This is a genomic window from Synechococcus sp. UW86 (genome assembly GCF_900474085.1).
Lineage (GTDB): Bacteria > Cyanobacteriota > Cyanobacteriia > PCC-6307 > Cyanobiaceae > Parasynechococcus.
Genome location: NZ_UCNU01000017.1, coordinates 532,579 through 549,522, shown reverse-complemented (window position 1 = coordinate 549,522; position 16,944 = coordinate 532,579). Strand labels below are relative to the sequence as shown.

The following is a 16,944-nucleotide window of genomic DNA, read 5'->3' as shown; positions in this document are numbered from 1 at the left end:
TCTGGATTCACGGGATTCCAAATGCTTGCCACTCCGTCGGCTGATCTGAGCTCAACATTTCTGGGTTTTAAGGCGTTTCTTGAAAGCAGCTACGACAATCGCAATGTTGTTCATGTCACCGCGGGAAGTTTCGTTCCTCTGCTCAAGAACAGTGTTTGGTTTGTGGTGCGCGGCATGGTAAAGCTCGGGGCGCTGTCGGTGCATGGCGACGAGCTGGTGCTTGGCCTGGTGGGTCCCAATGAACCCTTCGGTGCCGCATTCACCAATGTGGAGGCCTATGAGGCTGTAGCGCTCACCGATTGCGATCTGCTCTGCTGCAATCTGGCCGAGCTGGAGGAGTCTCCTCAGTTGGCGCTTGGTTTGGCCAAGGCCATGGCCGCCCGCTACCGCCAGGCGGAGTCGCTCCTGGCCCTGCTGGGGCTGCGTCGCGTTGAAGAACGGGTCCGGGGCTTTTTGGAGCTGCTCGCCAAGGACTTTGGTGAACCCTGTGAGGCCGGGTTGCGGGTCAACCTTCGCCTGACCCATCAGGAGATCGCCAGTGCCCTAAGCACCACACGGGTGACCGTGACCCGCGTGTTGGGGCAGTTGCGGGATGAAGGCTGGCTTCAGATTGATCCCTCCAGGCATCTGGTGGTGACCGGCGCTGGCCGCCGCTGAAGGCAAAAAAAAGAGCCGGCGTAACCGCCGGCTCAATCCCTGAAGTGTTGATGTTCAGGTGGGGAAACAAGACGGTTGAATCGGAGCGGCGGGATTTGAACCCACGACCCCCACTACCCCAAAGTGGTGCGCTACCAAGCTGCGCCACGCCCCGTCAGATTTAAGTTATCACAGTGCATCCCGGCGTCTGAGTCGCCTGAGCAACCGAGTGGTGAGCTGGTCTCTCGTTGCGGATCCGTAGTGGTACAGCCGCAGTTCTGCGGCGGCCTGGCGAAGCTCAGCCAGGGTCATCGCCGCCAGACGCAGCTCGGGCAGGGTGCGCCAGGCTCTCGAGCGCATAGGGAGTGAAGCAGGGCCTTTGGCCTGGCCCAGATTCAGGGTTCCATCCGCCAGCCATTCGGGGATGAGCACCACCAGAACGGCGATCAAGCCATAGAGCTCCACCAGCCCCCTCGGCAGGGGATGCAGTTGACGCTGCTCGGATGGATCAGGCCGTTCACTCACCGCAGAACGGAGGGGTCCTTGTTGTCCCACGATCGCACCAACAGGAAGCGAGCCCGCCGGTCGGTGGTCAGATTGCCAAAGGTTTTGCTGTGGGTTGGGGGGTCTCCCGCCACAGCATCGGAGCCTGCTGCTCTCGATGGAAGGAGACACTGCCGAGGATCAGGCCCAGAACCAAAATCAAGGTAAGGGCGATCGCCAGGATCACCTGCCGATCAGACCAGGGCTCGGGCATGACACGGGTCGGGACCGCCCTCATCTTGGCCGAATCAGCTCAGGGCGATTGGGCTGTTGTCGGATCGAAGCACGCAGTGACTGATGGACCAGTCGTAGTTGTCCCAGACCTGCTTCGGGAGTTTGTAGTTCGACCCCTCGAAGTCACCAAGCAGCGTCTGGGTTGGCATCGCGGAGCAGTAGGGGCGGCTGCCGGGTTTGGCGAGGTATTGCTGGTGGTAGTCCTCGGCAAAATAGAAGGTCTGGTCCGTCAGGATTTCGGTGGTGATGGCCCCGTAGCCCTTGGCCGAGAGGGCGACTTGATAGGAATCCCGGCTGGCCAGGGCCAGCTGCAGATGCTCCGGATTGAACGTGTAGATGGCTGATCGGTATTGGCTGCCGGTGTCGTTGCCTTGCCTGTTGCCCTGTGTGGGGTCGTGGCACTCCCAGAACAGTTTCAGCAGGTCGCTGAAGTCGAGGGCGGGTCGGCTCCACACCACACGCACCACTTCCGTGTGACCGGTTCTGCCGGAGCAGACCTGGTTGTAAGTGGGTTGCTCGGTCTGGCCTCCCGCATACCCCACAGCAGTGCTCACCACCCCAGGCAGTCGCCAGAACCCTTTTTCAGCGCCCCAGAAGCACCCACAGGCAAAGATTGCTTCCTCCTGGTCGGCCATCAGGGGTGCCTTCAGCGGCGTTCCCAACACGGCGTGCGTTGCCGGGGCCGAGGATTCGGCGCCGCCGCGGGGAGACAGCCAGGAAGGAAGCATGTTGGTTGCGTCGGTCCGCAGAGCTTAGGCAGCGGATTCAGCACAGTGATGCTGCCGCGTCGAGGGCCATCTGTGAACTTTCAGTGATGGCTCCCCAAGTGAGGGATACAAGGGAACGACTCAAAGCTTGTCTTGAAGAGTGGTTCTTCTTTGAACAATATTCTGCAGAAAGGTGTTGATTGTTTGTCAGCGGTTTTCAGCCTGAATGGCGCTGTTGCTGAGCCGTCTCGAGGCGAGTCTGCGGGTCAGGCACATTTGACTGTTGACACCATTGGGAATGTCATCAGGGGTGGAGGAGATTGTGCCGATGGCTGGGCCATGGCCAGAAAGAAGACGAATTGGATGGACCAACCAATTTCAAGCCATTGATTGATGGCTTGCTGATTACGAAAGCTGTTTCTCAGAAACAAAACAGGTGGTTCACTTCTTTGAACCAGCTCCTGCTGATGGCCGACCAAGGGATCGTGGTCTCGTCCTGCGGGACCATCGCGGGATAGCCGTTCCGGACGTGTTGACAGGCTCTCGTTTCTTGTTGCCGTGGATGCTCAAGACGCGTTGGCTTCCCCCTCAACTGGGTTGAGCTGGATGTGATTCAGCAGCGTTGTGACGAAGGCGAAGAGCAGAAACGGCAGGCTGAGAACCAAAATCAGCCCCACTCCCACCAGCGCAAACACCGGTCGCGACGAGCCCATCAGGGCAAGCCCCGCAGCCAGGCTCACAAAAATGACGGCCATCCAGGCCAGCACCTGTCCGTAGATATCGCCAAAGGTGAGCGTGCAGCGCACCGCGAAGGGGGATCCGCTGGTCATAGGCAAGGAGTTACTTACACAGCTAAGCCACGAACGTTGGTGTTGTCAGAAACCGCCCGGAGATTCTTCAGGAAGCCAACGCATCCAGTTGTTGCGAGGCCTGCTGACGCTCCCAAAGCCGTTTGTACACACCCGGCTGCTGAATCAAGGCGGTGTGGTGTCCCTGTTGAACGATGCGTCCGTTCTCCATCACCAGGATGCGATCACAGGCCGCTGCGGCTGAAAGTTGATGGCTGATCATCATGATGGTCCGGTCGTCCTGAGCTCGGATCGAATCCAGAATCGCCGCAGCCGTGTTGTTGTCAACGCTGGCCAAGGCGTCGTCGAGGACCAACACCGGCGCCGACATCAGCAGAGCCCGGCCCAGAGCTGTGCGTTGACGCTGACCACCACTCAAGGTGATGCCGCGTTCACCAACGATGGTTCCAAAACCATCGGGAAAGCCCTTCACATCATCAGCCAGGCGGGCTTGCTCGGCCGCCAGTTCAACCCGCTGATCACTGGCTTCAGGGTCGCCATAGCGCAGGTTGTCCGCCAGGGTGCTGGTGAACAGAAAGCCCTCCTGGGGAACGATCGCCACGTCACGGCGCAACCTCTTCAGGGGCATCTGGGTGACATCCACACCATCCAGGAACAGCTGTCCCGGTTCCAGTGGAACCATCCGACCGAAGGCCCGAGCCAGGGTGGTCTTGCCGCAGCCCACGGCCCCGACAACAGCCACCAACTCCCCAGGCTCGATGCAGAAGCTCAGGCCATTGAGGGTGTTCTGCTCTGCGCCCTGGTACTGAACCGTCAGGCCACGGGCTTCGAAACGCCCCCGGCGTTCGGTCGTTGGCTCGGGCTGAGCATCAGAGGGATCAGGGTCTTTGATCTTTGGTTCCCGTTTTAGTAACTCCTCCACCCGCTCGAGGCTCACCTGGCCGGTCTGGAAGGTGTTGAGCGTGAATCCCAGCAGTGCTGTTGGGAAGACGAGCTGCTCCACATAAAGGATCAGGGCAACCAGTCCTCCAATGCTCAGACGACCGGCTTCGAGCTGGCCGCTGCCGATGGCCAGCAGCAAAAGAACCGAGAGGGAGGAAATGCCCTGAAGCAGCGGGAACAGGGTGCTTTGTGTTCTCGCCAGCTGAATGGCACTGTCGCGGTAGCGGCGGTTGCGTGTGGCAAAGGCCTGCTGTTCTGCTCCCTCCTGGCCGTAGATCTTGATGGCCCCGATTCCCGAGAGATCCTCCTGAATCAGGTTGCTGAGGGCGGAGAGTTCTTCCTGCTGCGCACGCTTCTGACGCATCATGCGCCCACCGAACAGGCGCACTGTGCTGAGCATCACGGGGTAGAGCCCGACGGCGGCCAGGGTCAGCCACGGATCGATGGCCAACATCGCGGGCAGCGTCAGCGCATAGGCCAGCAGCGTGTTGGTCAGGCTGAGAATCGCGAATCCGAGCAGGCGCCGGATGTTTTCCACATCGCTGGTGGCGCGACTGATCACTTCACCGCTGCCCTTGCTCTGAATCCAATCGGGTTCCTGGCGGAGCATGTGCTCGAACAGGCGCTGACGCAGATCCACCTCCACCTGCCGACCCACACCGAAGATGAGCTGTCGCGAGGCCAGCCGGATCACCCCCATGGTGCTGGCGAGCAGCACAACCCATCCCGCCTGGCGCAGGACTCCGGCGTAGCTGAAGCCCTCCTGCAGCTCGTCCACAACGCTGCGCACTTCCATCGGGATCGTGACCCGCAGAACGTTGACCACCACCAGAGCGATGGCTCCCAGCAGCACCGTGCGGCGGTGGGGACGCAGATAGCGGCCGATCAGATCGAGACGAAGGGCGGCCATGCGAGCTCGTGGGTCCCGTTGGCAGGCCAACCTAGGCATCCGGCTTCAACGGCTGGTTGTTGGCTGGTCGTTATCCGTTGATTTGGGGGATAGTGGAACTGTCCCCATCACCCGGCCCGGCGTGCCTCGCACCCCGGGTTTTTTACTGACAGCTCCACTCCATGTCTTCAGACCCGCGTTCCTGGTCCGGTTGCTTGGACCATCTGCTGCAGGGCAACAACCTCAGCTCCGATGAGGCCACTGCTCTCATGCGTGCCTGGCTGGCCGAAGAGCTCGAGCCCGTGCAGACCGGGGCGTTCCTGGCTGGACTGCGGGCCAAGGGGATGGTGGCCGATGAGCTGGCGGCCATGGCGGCTGTCCTGCGCGAGGCCTGCCCCCTTCCTTGCCCCCGGCCCGATCTGGCCATGGTCGACACCTGCGGCACCGGTGGTGATGGTGCCGACACCTTCAACATCTCCACGGCGGTCGCCTTCACCGCCGCCGCCTGCGGGGTCAATGTGGCCAAGCACGGCAACCGCAGCGCCAGCGGCAAGGTGGGTTCAGCCGATGTGCTCGAGGGGCTTGGCCTCAACCTCAAGGCACCGTTGAACAAGGTGGTCGACGCTTTGCCGGGAACCGGTGTCACCTTCCTGTTCGCTCCCGCCTGGCATCCAGCTCTTGTGAATCTGGCGCCGCTGCGACGCAGCCTGGGGGTCCGCACGGTGTTCAACCTGTTGGGGCCTCTGGTCAATCCGCTGCAGCCCCAGGCGCAGGTTCTTGGCGTGGCGCGTCCGGAACTTCTCGATCCCATGGCGGGCGCTCTGCAGCACTTGGGCTTGAGCCGAGCCTTGGTGGTTCATGGCGCTGGAGGCCTCGATGAGGCGTCCTTGGCGGGACCCAATGCCTTGCGTCTGATCGAATCCGGGGGCATCACCACAAAGGAGGTTTCCCCTGAAGATCTGGGCCTCACCCGTGCTGGTCTCGATCAGCTGCGCGGTGGTGACTGCGCGGTGAACCAGCAGATCCTTCAGAACGTTCTTCAGGGGCAGGGATCCCTGGCGCAGACGGAGGTTGTGGCCTTCAACACAGCCCTGGTGCTCTGGGCTGCCGGGCTGCAAAGCGATCTGCCGGCTGCTGTTGCTCAGGCTCTGGCTGTTCTCAACGAGGGAGAGGCCTGGGACAAGCTTGTGGCTCTGCGGGATGCCCTGTCCGACGGAGATGGAGAATGAGTGACTGATGACCTGCGGCGGCCCTTCGATGCCCGATTCCCCATCAGACAAGGCTTATCTCGTCCTTGCCGATGGCACGGTTCTCACCGGTGTCGGCTTCGGCCATCGCGGCACCACCATCGGTGAGGTGGTGTTCAACACCGGCATGACCGGTTACCAGGAGGTGCTGACCGACCCCTCCTATGCCGGGCAGCTGGTGAGCTTCACCTATCCCGAACTCGGCAACACCGGGGTGAATGCTGACGATCAAGAAGCTGATCGCCCCCATGCCCGTGGCGTGATTGCCCGCCAGCTGGCGCCAGTTCCCAGCAACTGGCGCTGTGAACAGACCCTTGAGAGTTGGATGCAGACCCATCAGCTGGTGGGCATCAGCGGTTTGGACACCCGTGCCCTGGTGCGTCACCTGCGTGAGGTTGGGGCCATGAATGGCGTGATCAGCAGCGATGGCCAGACCCCGGCGCAGTTGCTTGAGCTCCTGAAGCAGGCCCCGTCGATGCAGGGGTTGAACCTGGCGGACCGCGTCACCACCCGTGAGCCCTACCAGTGGAATCAGGCCTGCAGTGTTGGCTTCGATCAACGTTTGCAGCGCCGCAGCGACGCGCCCTTTCGCGTGGTCGCCATCGATTTCGGCATCAAGCGCGCCATCCTCGATCGATTGGTCGCCCATGGTTGCGATGTCACGGTTCTGCCGGCAGACACGGATCTGGAGACGGTTCGTTCCCATCGCCCGGACGGAGTCTTCCTGTCCAACGGGCCTGGCGACCCGGCAGCGGTGACCCATGGGATTGCTCTGGCCAAGCAGTTGCTGGAGGAATCCGATCTACCCCTGTTCGGCATCTGTCTGGGCCATCAGATCCTTGGTCTGGCCTTGGGTGGAGAGACGTTCAAGCTGTCCTATGGCCACCGCGGCTTGAACCATCCCTGTGGCACCACAGGCCAGGTTGAAATCACCAGTCAGAACCACGGCTTTGCCCTCTCCGCTGATTCTCTGGATTCAGACGTCATTGACGTCACCCATTTCAATCTGAACGACCGCACCGTGGCAGCGATCGCTCACCGTCAGAAGCCGGTGTTCGGGGTGCAGTACCACCCAGAAGCGAGTCCGGGCCCCCATGACGCCGACCATCATTTCGCCCGCTTTGTGACGCTGATGGCCGATCGCCGTTGATGAGGTGGTAGCCAACGCTCAGCATCACTACACTTCGTGCCGATGATGCCTGGGGGGCTTGATCCCATCAGCGAACTGCAGCGACTGACCGTCTCTCTCCGGGGCGGATTCGAACAGAAAGACGGCTGTTTGGTGTTTCATTTCACCGGTCAGCTGGATGCCTACTCCGAGAAGCAGTTCACGGAGTACGTGGGCGATGTTTTGAAGGCCAACAAGCTTCCGTCTGTTCTCGATCTCAGCAAGATCGATTTCCTCGATTCATCCGGCCTTGGGGCGCTCGTTCAGCTGGCCAAGCAATGCACGGATGCCAAACGATCGTTTCTTTTGGTGGGCAACACCAGGGTGACGCAGACCATCAAGTTGGTGCGTCTTGAGGAGTTCCTTCATCTGGTGGAGGATCTGCCCACAGCCCTCAACCAGTTGGCCGCTTGAGCGATTGGATTCGAAGCCAGTCTCCCCGGGATATCAACGAACAGCTGGGTCCATTGCAGCTGGCTTGGATTGGTGATGCCGTGTGGGAGCTGCATCAACGGCTCCGCCATGGGTCGAGGCCAGGACGTTCTGACGATCTGCATCGGGCTGTCGTGGCCGATGTTCGTGCAGACGCCCAGTCCCGCTTTTTGAGCTGGCTCGAAGACCGCGAGCTCCTCTGTTCAGAAGAACTCGATCTGGTGCGGCGGGGTCGCAACAGTGCCGGGCGGGGGCCACGGCGTGCAGACGCTGCGGTTTATGGAAGGGCCACAGGGTTTGAGACAATGGTGGGCTGGCTGTTTCTGAACAATCCAGCCCGGCTTGCGGAGCTCTTCGATCACTTGGAGCAAGCCGGATCCCACCCATAACGTTGCCTCGCACACCATGAGCCCTCGCTTTGAACGCCGCTCCAGCGGCCCATCCCGCGATGGCCGCTCGGGGCCAGGTGGAGGTGGGGGCGGTCGACCACCAGGAGGAAGGCCGGCGAGTGGACGAGCATCCGCTGGCCGCTCCTCGATGGGGCGATCAGATAGCGGTCGCCCCATGCCCAGTAACCGTCGTTTCGATGGTGGTCGTTCCCCCTATGCCAAACCTGGGCGTGATGGCGGCGGATATCGCGAACGACGCGCTCCACGGGATGGAGAGTGGGACCAGTCGCGAGGTGGTGACCGGCCCAGTAACCGCTTTGGTGAGCGTTCCGGTGATCGACCCGGTTATCGGTTCAAGGAGCGGTCTGGGGATCGTTTTGGTGATCGACAAGGTGATCGAACTGAAGAACGTTTCGGTGATCGCCCGAAAGAGCGGTTCGGCAACCGTTCCCGTTCCTTCGACCGAGATCAGAATGCATCCCGTTCGGGCTCTCAAGACGAACGCTCAGGGCCTGGACGTTTTCGCGATCGCAACGATCGGTACGCGGACCGCCGTCGCTCCGGGGATGAGCGGCGCCAACCGTCCCAGCGCTCCAGATCTCGTTTCGATGAGGCTCGTCCTCAGCGGCCGGATGCAGCCCCGGAGGCTGCAGCGGCCACCCCGCCAGCGGACGATCTGATCTGGGGTCGTCATGCCACCCAGGCCGCGTTGGAGGCCGGACGCCCCATCCATCGCATCTGGTGCACTGCCGAGATGCGCAGTGCCTCCAAATTCCTCCAGCTTCTGCGCGATGCCAAGGCCTCGGGCGTTCTCGTGGAAGAGGTGACCTGGGCCCGGCTGGGACAGATCACAGGTGGGTCCGTTCATCAGGGCATCGCCTTGCAGACGGCTGCGGCGGAAACCCTTGATCTCGACAGCCTCATCGAGGGCTGCTCGGATCTGGGGGAACCCCCCTTGTTGGTGGCCTTGGACGGTGTCACCGACCCCCACAACCTTGGGGCGGTTGTTCGCTCCGCTGAGGCCATGGGAGCCCATGGTGTGGTGATCCCCCAGCGCCGCAGTGCTGGCTTGACCGGTTCCGCCGCCAAGGTGGCCGCCGGAGCCCTTGAACACCTGCCGGTGGCACGTGTGGTCAACCTCAATCGCTCCCTGGATAAGCTCAAAGATGCCGGCTACAGGGTGGTGGGCCTTGCCGCTGAAGGGGATGTGACCCTCACCGATGTCGACCTCAGTGGGCCGATGGTGCTGGTCACCGGATCCGAGGACCAGGGCCTGTCGCTGATGACCCGGCGCCATTGCGACCAGTTGGTGCGCATCCCGCTGCGGGGCATCACACCGAGCCTCAATGCTTCCGTCGCCACAGCCCTGTGCGTCTATGAAGTGGCACGGCGCAACTGGATGAAGGACATTCACGGCCAGGCACCGTCGCCGCCGCTTCGGAGGCCCAAACTTGCGGGTGCTGAATCGCCTGTTGTGGCTGAACAACCTGTTTCGTCTGAACAGCCTGCTTCGCCCGAACAGCCTGAAGCTCCTGTGGAGAAGCCCCCGGAACAGCGGATTGACCTGGATCTGAATCCATCGCAGCCGGATGCTGCCCTGCCGTTTGATCAGAACATCCAGCTATCTCCCTGAAAACAGTGCGTTTGAACAGGATCTCGAGGCACAATGCCTCGAGGTCCTGTTCCTCCCATGAGTCCCCTGATTCGGCCGCTGCGCAGCCTTGCCAATGGCTTTGGAGTCGCTTGGTGGGCTCGTGTTCAGACGTCAGGCCCTGATGTGACCTACTGGTTCGGTCCTTTCATCACCCGCAAGGGGCTGGAGAGTGAGCTCAGTTCCTTCCTGGACGACGTCAAGTCGGAGCAACCCCAGTCGATCAGCCATTCCCTGCTGCGGACCAGGCGCTCCGAGCCCCTCACCATCTCAGCTGAGGGCTGATCCTGCAGCTGATAGCGTCCTTGCTGCAATGGATCGCAGGGACATGACGATCAGCGCGTGGCGTCAGCAACTGCAGAGCGGCGAGGTTTCCTCCCGTGAGCTCGTTGATCAGCACCTCAAGCGGCTCGAAAGTTCTGAGCCTTCGCTGAACGCTTTTGTTGAAGTCACGGCCGATCAGGCCCGTGCTGAGGCGTCCCGCATTGATGAAGCTCGCGCCGCCGGAGAGACGCTTGGCCCCCTGGCGGGATTGCCACTGGCGATTAAGGACAACCTCTGCACCAAAGGTGTTCGCACCACCTGTTCCAGCCGCATGCTCGAGCAGTTCGTGCCGCCCTACGAATCCACGGTCACCGAGCGGCTCTGGCAGGCCGGTGGTGTGTTGGTGGGCAAGACAAATCTGGATGAGTTCGCCATGGGTGGCTCAACCGAAACGTCCGCGTTCGGTGCCACGCAGAACCCCTGGAACACTGCCCATGTGCCGGGTGGAAGCTCCGGTGGCAGTGCAGCGGCCGTCGCTTCTGGCAGTTGTGTCGCTTCGCTTGGTTCCGACACCGGTGGCTCCATCCGCCAACCGGCGTCGTTCTGTGGTGTGGTGGGCCTCAAGCCCACCTATGGCCGCGTCAGCCGTTGGGGCCTTGTGGCCTTCGCCAGCTCTCTGGATCAGGTGGGACCCTTCGCCGGCAGCGTTGCTGATGTGGCCGAACTGCTCCAGGTGATCGCCGGGCCCGACACCCGCGATTCCACCTGCCTTGATGCAGCGGTTCCCGATTTCAGCGCCGGCCTCAACCAGACCATCAAGGGGCTCAAGGTGGGCGTGATCAAGGAGTGCTTCGATGCCGAAGGCCTCGATCCTGAGGTGAAGGCATCAGTGCAGGCCTCTGCTGCCCAGCTGGAGGCTCTCGGCGCTGAACTGGTGGAGGTGAGCTGCCCCCGGTTCAACGACGGCATCGCCACCTACTACGTGATCGCACCATCGGAGGCGTCGGCCAACCTGGCGCGATACGACGGTGTCAAATACGGCTTCCGTGCCGAAGACACCGAGAGCCTTGCCGCGATGACGGCGCGAAGCCGTGCTGAAGGATTCGGCGCTGAGGTGCAACGGCGAATCCTGATCGGTACCTACGCCCTGTCCGCCGGATACGTCGATGCTTACTACAAAAAGGCGCAGCAGGTGCGCACCCTGATCCGGCGGGACTTTGATGCGGCCTTCCGGAGTGTGGATGTGCTGCTGACGCCAACAGCGCCGTCCACGGCCTTCAAGGCTGGCGCCCACGCCGACGACCCTCTGGCGATGTATTTGGCTGACCTGCTGACGATACCGGTCAACCTGGCTGGACTCCCGGCCATAAGTGTTCCCTGTGGATTCAGCGCGGCGGGTCTGCCAATTGGGATGCAATTGATCGGCAATGTGTTGGAAGAACCGCGTCTGCTTCAGGTGGCGCATCAGTACGAGAAGGCTGCCCAGGTGTTTGCTTCACGCCCGGAAGCCCCGCTGGTTCCCTGATCTGCGCCACATGTGGGGGGATGTGTTCCCCTTGAACGCTGGATCTTGCGTTGGGTCCTAGTCTGACCCCATGGCTTTCGTTCCTCTCCACAACCACAGCGACTACAGCCTTCTGGACGGTGCGTCGCAGCTGCCGGCCATGGTGGATCGGGCGAAGCAGCTGGGTATGCCCGCCATCGCCCTGACGGATCACGGCGTGATGTACGGCGCGATTGAGCTGCTGAAGCTCTGTCAGGGTTCAGATCTCAAGCCGATCATCGGCAATGAGATGTATGTGATCAATGGGTCCATTGACGACCCACAACCCAAGAAAGAGAAGCGATATCACCTGGTGGTGCTGGCGAAAAACGCCACCGGTTACCGCAATCTGGTGAAGCTCACCAGCATCAGCCACCTGCGGGGGATGCGGGGACGCGGGATTTTCTCCCGTGCCTGCATCGACAAGGAACTGCTGAAGCAACACAGCGAAGGCCTGATCATCGCCACGGCCTGTCTCGGCGGTGAGATCGCCCAGGCGATTCTGCGGGGTCGTCCCGATGTGGCTCGCAAGGTGGCGGCTTGGTATCAGGAGGTGTTCGGCGACGACTACTACCTCGAGATCCAAGATCACGGATCCCCGGAAGATCGGATCGTCAACGTTGAGATCGTCAAAATTGCCAAGGAGCTCGGCATCCAGATCGTTGCCACCAACGATGCCCACTACCTGAGCAAGCAGGACGTTGAAGCCCACGATGCCTTGCTTTGCGTGCTCACCGGCAAGCTGATCACCGATGAGAAGCGGCTGCGTTACACCGGCACCGAATACATCAAAACCGAAGAGGAGATGGGCCTTCTCTTCGGGGATCACCTCGAGCCTGAGGTGGTTCAGGAGGCGATCGCCAACACCGTCAAGGTGGCCGAGAAAGTGAAGCCTTACGACATTCTTGGGCGCTATCAAATGCCCCGCTTCCCGATTCCCGAGGGCCATACCCCCGTCAGCTATCTGAGGGAGGTGACGGAGCAGGGATTGCGGGATCGGCTCGAGCTCAGCCTTGAAGCTCCCTTGCCCGACGACTATGCCGAGCGCATGGTCCATGAGCTCAAGATTATGGAGCAGATGGGATTCCCCACCTACTTCCTGGTGGTCTGGGATTACATCCGTTTTGCCCGGGAACAGAACATTCCTGTCGGTCCGGGTCGTGGCTCCGCCGCAGGGTCGCTCGTTGCGTACTGCCTGGGGATCACCAACATTGATCCGATCACCAACTGCCTGCTGTTCGAGCGCTTCCTCAATCCGGAACGCAAGTCGATGCCTGATATCGACACCGACTTCTGCATCGAGCGTCGTGGTGAGGTGATCGACTACGTCACCGAGCGCTACGGCGAGGACAAGGTGGCCCAGATCATCACCTTCAACCGGATGACGTCCAAGGCGGTTTTGAAGGATGTGGCTCGGGTGCTCGACATTCCCTATGGCGATGCCGACCGTCTGGCGAAGCTGATCCCGGTCGTCCGCGGCAAGCCTGCCAAGCTCAAGGCGATGATCGGCGAGGAATCCCCCAACCCCGAGTTTCGCGAGAAATACGAGTCGGATCCAACGGTGAAGCGTTGGGTGGACATGGCGATGCGGATTGAAGGCACCAACAAAACCTTCGGTGTTCACGCAGCTGGTGTGGTCATCGCCGCTGACCCCCTCGATGAACTGGTGCCGTTGCAGCGCAACAACGAAGGTCAGGTGATCACGCAGTACTTCATGGAAGACGTGGAATCCATGGGTCTGTTGAAGATGGATTTCCTGGGGTTGAAGAACCTCACGATGATCGAAAAGACCCTCGAACTGGTGGAGGTGAGCAGTGGCACCCGTGTCGACCCCGACAAACTGCCGCCCCAGGATGAAGAGACCTTTGCCCTTCTGGCGAGAGGTGATCTGGAGGGGATCTTCCAGTTGGAATCCAGCGGAATGCGGCAGATCGTGCGTGATCTCAAGCCGTCATCCCTGGAAGACATCTCCTCGATCCTTGCCCTCTATAGACCGGGTCCCCTCGATGCTGGCCTGATTCCCAAATTCATCAACCGCAAGCATGGCCGGGAGGCGATCGACTTCGCCCACGCGATTCTGGAGCCGATCCTGTCGGAGACCTACGGGATCATGGTGTACCAGGAACAGATCATGCGGATCGCGCAGGATCTGGCCGGTTACTCCCTGGGTCAGGCCGACCTGCTTCGGCGGGCGATGGGCAAGAAAAAAGTGTCCGAGATGCAGAAGCACCGCGGCATTTTCGTTCAGGGTGCTGGCGAGCGCGGCGTTGATGAAAAGGTCGCCGACGAACTGTTCGATCAGATGGTTCTCTTCGCTGAATACTGCTTCAACAAGAGCCATTCCACGGCCTATGGCGCCGTCACATATCAGACGGCTTACCTGAAAGCGCACTACCCGGTCGCTTACATGGCGGCCCTGCTCACGGTGAACGCCGGAGCGGCCGACAAAGTGCAGCGCTACATCTCCAACTGCAATGCGATGGGGATTGAGGTGATGCCCCCGGATGTGAATACCTCGCTCACCGATTTCACCCCCAACGGCGATCGAATCCTGTTCGGCCTCTCCGCCGTTCGCAACCTTGGTGATGGTGCGATCCGTCAATTGATCGCTGCCCGCGATAGCGATGGGCCGTTCCGTTCCCTGGCGGATCTGTGTGACCGGATCCCATCCTCGGTGCTCAACCGCCGTGGTCTGGAGTCGTTGATTCACTGCGGTGCCCTGGATGCCATGGATCCGCAGGCCAACCGTGCTCAGTTAATGGCTGATCTTGATCTGCTGCTCGACTGGGCCTCATCACGGGCCAAAGATCGAGACAGCGGTCAGGGCAATCTCTTTGATCTGATGACTCCTGCGGCCGATGCCGATGGGCCGGCGGATCTCAGCCATGCACCCAAGGCGGCGCCGGTGCCGGACTATCCCCCAACCGAAAAGCTTCGTCTCGAAAAAGATCTGGTGGGCTTCTACCTGTCCGATCACCCACTCAAACAGCTCACCCCTTCGTCGAAGTTGCTGGCCCCCATCGGTCTGGGCTCCCTGGAGGAACAGCCAGACAAAGCCAAGGTGAGTGCCATTGCGATGGTGGCTGAAATGCGCCAGGTCACCACCCGTAAGGGCGATCGCATGGCGATCCTGCAGCTCGAGGATCTCACCGGAAGTTGCGAAGCCGTGGTGTTCCCCAAGTGCTATGCCCGCCTTGCAGATCACCTGATGGCTGAAGCCCGCCTCCTGGTTTGGGCTGGGGTCGATCGGCGTGACGAGCGCGTGCAGCTGATCATTGACGACTGCCGTGCCGTCGATGAGCTCAATCTGCTGCTGGTTCAGCTCCCCTCTAATCAGGCCAGCGACATCGCCATTCAGCACAAGCTGCGGGAATGCCTGAACCAACATCGTCCCGAGCGGGATGAGCTGGGCGTAAAGGTGCCTGTGGTCGCCGAGGTGTGCCACGGCGACAGTGTTCGCTATGTGCGACTCGGTTCCCAGTTCTGCGTCAAAGACGTTGATGCAGCGATCGCGTCACTGCGCACTCAATCCTTTGAAGCCCGTTGCAGCGATCGTCTGGTGCTCACCTGATCGTCTGATCAGGAGGGCCTGATCCACGCCACTGGATCAGGACTTCGATTGCTTTTGCTGCTGCTTCTGGGCCCGGATCGACTCCTTCATCCGCTCAACGTTCGGCTTGAAGTTCTCGAAGCCAAGCAGAGAACCCGGTTCAGGATCCCAGCTGGCGGTCAACACGCCAACGCTGAGGCCCACCAGACCCAGGAGAAAAAACAGGCCGGAGCCCGTCAGCGTGAGTCCTGGAGCGATATCGGCGATGCCACGGGTGACGACGAAATAACTGCCAACAAAAACTCCCATCCCAGCGAGGGACGGGAGTCCTGTGAACACAGCAACCCGGCGAGCCATCCGATCGGCCACGTAGCGAGGAATGGCTTCCTGCCGAGGCGTCCCTGAGGCAGGCTTGCTTCCCTTCCCAGACCCTTTGGGCTCAAAGGGGAGGGCGTTGCGTTGCTCAGGCATGGGGGACGTCGATCAGCCGCGGATGCCCAGTTTGGCGATCGTGTCGGCGTAGCGTTGCTCGCTCTTGCTGCGCATGTAGCTCAGCAGGCGCTTGCGGCGGCCAATCATCTTGAGCAGCCCCTGCCGTGAGGAGAAGTCATGGATGTTGTTCTGCAGGTGGCTGCTGAGACGGTTGATCCGCTCACTCAGCATGGCCACCTGGACCTCGGCAGAACCGGTGTCGGTGCCGTGGGTCTGGTGGGTGTTGATCAGCTGCTGCTTCTCGGTGGTATCAAGCGACATGCGCGGGGGGCGGCCCTGTCAGTGCAAACAACCAGCTTACCTTCGCGTGGGGCGGCTCAGGCCGATTCGCGGCTCAGCCATTGCAGGCAGCTCCGCAGCCAGGCGTCCTGGTCGTCTCCAGCAGGCGGTTGGCCATCGGCGCCCTCAGCGATCGCACGGATGGCTCGACGGATTTCCAGATCGTCGTAACCCAGCATCGAGAGGGTCGCTTCCACATCGGCACCGCTTGCCGGCATCTGCTCCGAGCTGACGCCTTCCGCCAGCGATGGGGCGGGATCCACGCCCGCGAAGGTCGCAATCGAGGCCCTGAGTTCCACCGCCAGGCGCTCAGCGGTGCGTTTGCCGATGCCCTGCGCCTTGCAGAGGCGACGCAAATCACCGCTGCTGATCGCTTCCACCAGCTCCTGGGGCTTGCATTCCTGCATCAGCGCCAGACCGGCCTGGGGGCCCACACCGCTGACGCTGATCAGCAGCCGGAACAGATCCCGCTCCTGGCGCAGGGGAAAGCCGTAGAGGCTGCTGCCGTCCTCCCGCTGCACCTGATGAATCCACAGGTTCAGGTCGCCGTCCGCCGGAAGGTTCTGCTGATGCCGCTCGGTCAGGTGCACCTCATATCCGACCCCACCGCAGAGCAGCAGAACGCCGCTACGGTTGCCTTGAGTCCAGCACTCCATAGGTCGTCCCTGAAGCCAGCCGATCATGGGGTGAGGTTTCAACCGCGTCATGTTGCCGCAGCTGTCATTGCCTGTCTCTGCTTTCAAGCGCGTTGTGCGCCGTTTGCTTCACGTGCTGTGCGTTCTATCGATCGTGGTTTCACTGACGGCATGCAATGGATCTCAGCCGCCACGGGCTCTCCTGAATGAAGCGCTGGCCCTGCAGATTCAGCTCACCCAGTCGGCTATTGCCAGCTCCCTCGATCTCACCCCGATGCCCATCGCCCCAAGCGTGAGTAGGGTGCGGGTGGAGGACCAGGAAAGTTTTTCCCTGGGTGACGAGCAGGGCCTCAGGATTTCAGGCCGCTTCGACTGGCAGCTCCCCGGCGACCGTGTGCAGGTGGATAGCCCGTTTGAACTGTTTCTGCAGCGGGGCTCCCGTGGTCAGAGCTGGCGCCTGGCCAGACCCAAAGGCGGATCCGACGACCGCCAGGCCTGGCTGACGTACCCCCTGGGTTTGGACAAAGCCTGAGC

The 16,944-nt window shown here is 61.4% G+C and carries 18 protein-coding genes and 1 tRNA gene; 10 read left to right on the top strand and 9 right to left on the bottom strand.

The genetic code is table 11. The features are described from left to right. Positions 1 to 21: 21 nt before the first annotated feature. A complete protein-coding gene (locus DXY04_RS11500) occupies positions 22 to 657 on the top strand; it encodes a Crp/Fnr family transcriptional regulator (RefSeq protein WP_115162154.1) in 636 nt (211 codons plus the stop codon). A gap of 80 nt (positions 658 to 737) precedes the next feature. On the opposite strand, the gene DXY04_RS11495 is transcribed toward DXY04_RS11500, so the two are convergent. From DXY04_RS11495 to DXY04_RS11470, 6 genes are all read right to left on the bottom strand, one after another. Beyond that, positions 738 to 811: transfer RNA gene (locus DXY04_RS11495), tRNA-Pro, on the bottom strand. Between the two features lie 14 nt (positions 812 to 825). Next, positions 826 to 1,161: a hypothetical protein gene (locus DXY04_RS11490; RefSeq protein ID WP_115082475.1), complete on the bottom strand. Its 336-nt coding sequence runs from the start codon at positions 1,159 to 1,161 to the stop codon at positions 826 to 828. Between the two features lie 67 nt (positions 1,162 to 1,228). Then, positions 1,229 to 1,393 (bottom strand): hypothetical protein, encoded by a 165-nt coding sequence (locus tag DXY04_RS12305; protein WP_170951415.1) that lies wholly within the window; start codon positions 1,391 to 1,393, stop codon positions 1,229 to 1,231. A 34-nt stretch (positions 1,394 to 1,427) separates the two neighbouring features. After that, the gene (gene msrA, locus DXY04_RS11485) at positions 1,428 to 2,141 is read right to left on the bottom strand and encodes a peptide-methionine (S)-S-oxide reductase MsrA (RefSeq protein ID WP_115162153.1); all 714 of its coding nucleotides are present in this window, start codon (positions 2,139 to 2,141) and stop codon (positions 1,428 to 1,430) included. Positions 2,142 to 2,686: 545 nt separating this feature from the next. Continuing rightward, on the bottom strand, positions 2,687 to 2,950 hold the full coding sequence (locus DXY04_RS11475; RefSeq protein WP_011364125.1) for a hypothetical protein: 264 nt from the start codon (positions 2,948 to 2,950) through the stop codon (positions 2,687 to 2,689). A 67-nt stretch (positions 2,951 to 3,017) separates the two neighbouring features. After that, positions 3,018 to 4,781: an ABC transporter ATP-binding protein gene (locus tag DXY04_RS11470; RefSeq protein WP_115162151.1), complete on the bottom strand. Its 1,764-nt coding sequence runs from the start codon at positions 4,779 to 4,781 to the stop codon at positions 3,018 to 3,020. Between the two features lie 161 nt (positions 4,782 to 4,942). Here DXY04_RS11470 and trpD point away from each other — a divergent pair, with 161 nt between their 5' ends. The 8 genes from trpD (at position 4,943) to DXY04_RS11430 (ending at position 15,025) form a co-directional block, all read left to right on the top strand. Continuing rightward, the gene (trpD, locus tag DXY04_RS11465) at positions 4,943 to 5,989 is read left to right on the top strand and encodes an anthranilate phosphoribosyltransferase (protein WP_115162150.1); all 1,047 of its coding nucleotides are present in this window, start codon (positions 4,943 to 4,945) and stop codon (positions 5,987 to 5,989) included. Positions 5,990 to 5,996: 7 nt separating this feature from the next. Continuing rightward, positions 5,997 to 7,157, top strand: coding sequence for a glutamine-hydrolyzing carbamoyl-phosphate synthase small subunit (gene carA, locus DXY04_RS11460; protein WP_170951414.1), 1,161 nt, complete (start codon positions 5,997 to 5,999; stop codon positions 7,155 to 7,157). A gap of 42 nt (positions 7,158 to 7,199) precedes the next feature. Next, a complete protein-coding gene (locus DXY04_RS11455) occupies positions 7,200 to 7,589 on the top strand; it encodes an STAS domain-containing protein (protein WP_115162148.1) in 390 nt (129 codons plus the stop codon). Next, entirely contained in the window at positions 7,586 to 7,996 is a 411-nt protein-coding gene (locus DXY04_RS11450; RefSeq protein WP_115162147.1) for a Mini-ribonuclease 3, read from the top strand. Before DXY04_RS11455 ends, DXY04_RS11450 begins: the two co-directional genes overlap by 4 nt. A gap of 175 nt (positions 7,997 to 8,171) precedes the next feature. Next, positions 8,172 to 9,629 carry a 23S rRNA (guanosine(2251)-2'-O)-methyltransferase RlmB gene (gene rlmB, locus DXY04_RS11445; protein WP_371634536.1) on the top strand — a complete coding sequence of 486 codons (1,458 nt, stop codon included), beginning with the start codon at positions 8,172 to 8,174 and terminating at the stop codon, positions 9,627 to 9,629. 57 nt (positions 9,630 to 9,686) lie between these two features. Then, on the top strand, positions 9,687 to 9,932 hold the full coding sequence (locus DXY04_RS11440) for a DUF1816 domain-containing protein (protein WP_038555362.1): 246 nt from the start codon (positions 9,687 to 9,689) through the stop codon (positions 9,930 to 9,932). Positions 9,933 to 9,960: 28 nt separating this feature from the next. Further along, positions 9,961 to 11,436, top strand: coding sequence for an Asp-tRNA(Asn)/Glu-tRNA(Gln) amidotransferase subunit GatA (gene gatA, locus DXY04_RS11435; protein ID WP_115162145.1), 1,476 nt, complete (start codon positions 9,961 to 9,963; stop codon positions 11,434 to 11,436). A gap of 70 nt (positions 11,437 to 11,506) precedes the next feature. Continuing rightward, entirely contained in the window at positions 11,507 to 15,025 is a 3,519-nt protein-coding gene (locus tag DXY04_RS11430; RefSeq protein WP_115162144.1) for a DNA polymerase III subunit alpha, read from the top strand. Positions 15,026 to 15,061: 36 nt separating this feature from the next. Here the strand turns inward: DXY04_RS11430 and DXY04_RS11425 are convergent, their stop codons facing one another. Genes DXY04_RS11425 through ruvA form a run of 3 tightly spaced genes read right to left on the bottom strand, consistent with a single transcriptional unit; the run spans position 15,062 to position 16,458 of the window. Next, a complete protein-coding gene (locus DXY04_RS11425) occupies positions 15,062 to 15,475 on the bottom strand; it encodes a PAM68 family protein (protein ID WP_115162143.1) in 414 nt (137 codons plus the stop codon). 12 nt (positions 15,476 to 15,487) lie between these two features. Then, positions 15,488 to 15,757, bottom strand: coding sequence for a 30S ribosomal protein S15 (rpsO, locus tag DXY04_RS11420; protein WP_006851408.1), 270 nt, complete (start codon positions 15,755 to 15,757; stop codon positions 15,488 to 15,490). A 56-nt stretch (positions 15,758 to 15,813) separates the two neighbouring features. Continuing rightward, entirely contained in the window at positions 15,814 to 16,458 is a 645-nt protein-coding gene (gene ruvA, locus DXY04_RS11415) for a Holliday junction branch migration protein RuvA (protein WP_115162253.1), read from the bottom strand. Positions 16,459 to 16,480: 22 nt separating this feature from the next. On the opposite strand from ruvA, the gene DXY04_RS11410 reads away from it, so the two are divergent. After that, positions 16,481 to 16,942 carry a hypothetical protein gene (locus DXY04_RS11410; RefSeq protein WP_115162142.1) on the top strand — a complete coding sequence of 154 codons (462 nt, stop codon included), beginning with the start codon at positions 16,481 to 16,483 and terminating at the stop codon, positions 16,940 to 16,942. Positions 16,943 to 16,944: the final 2 nt, after the last annotated feature.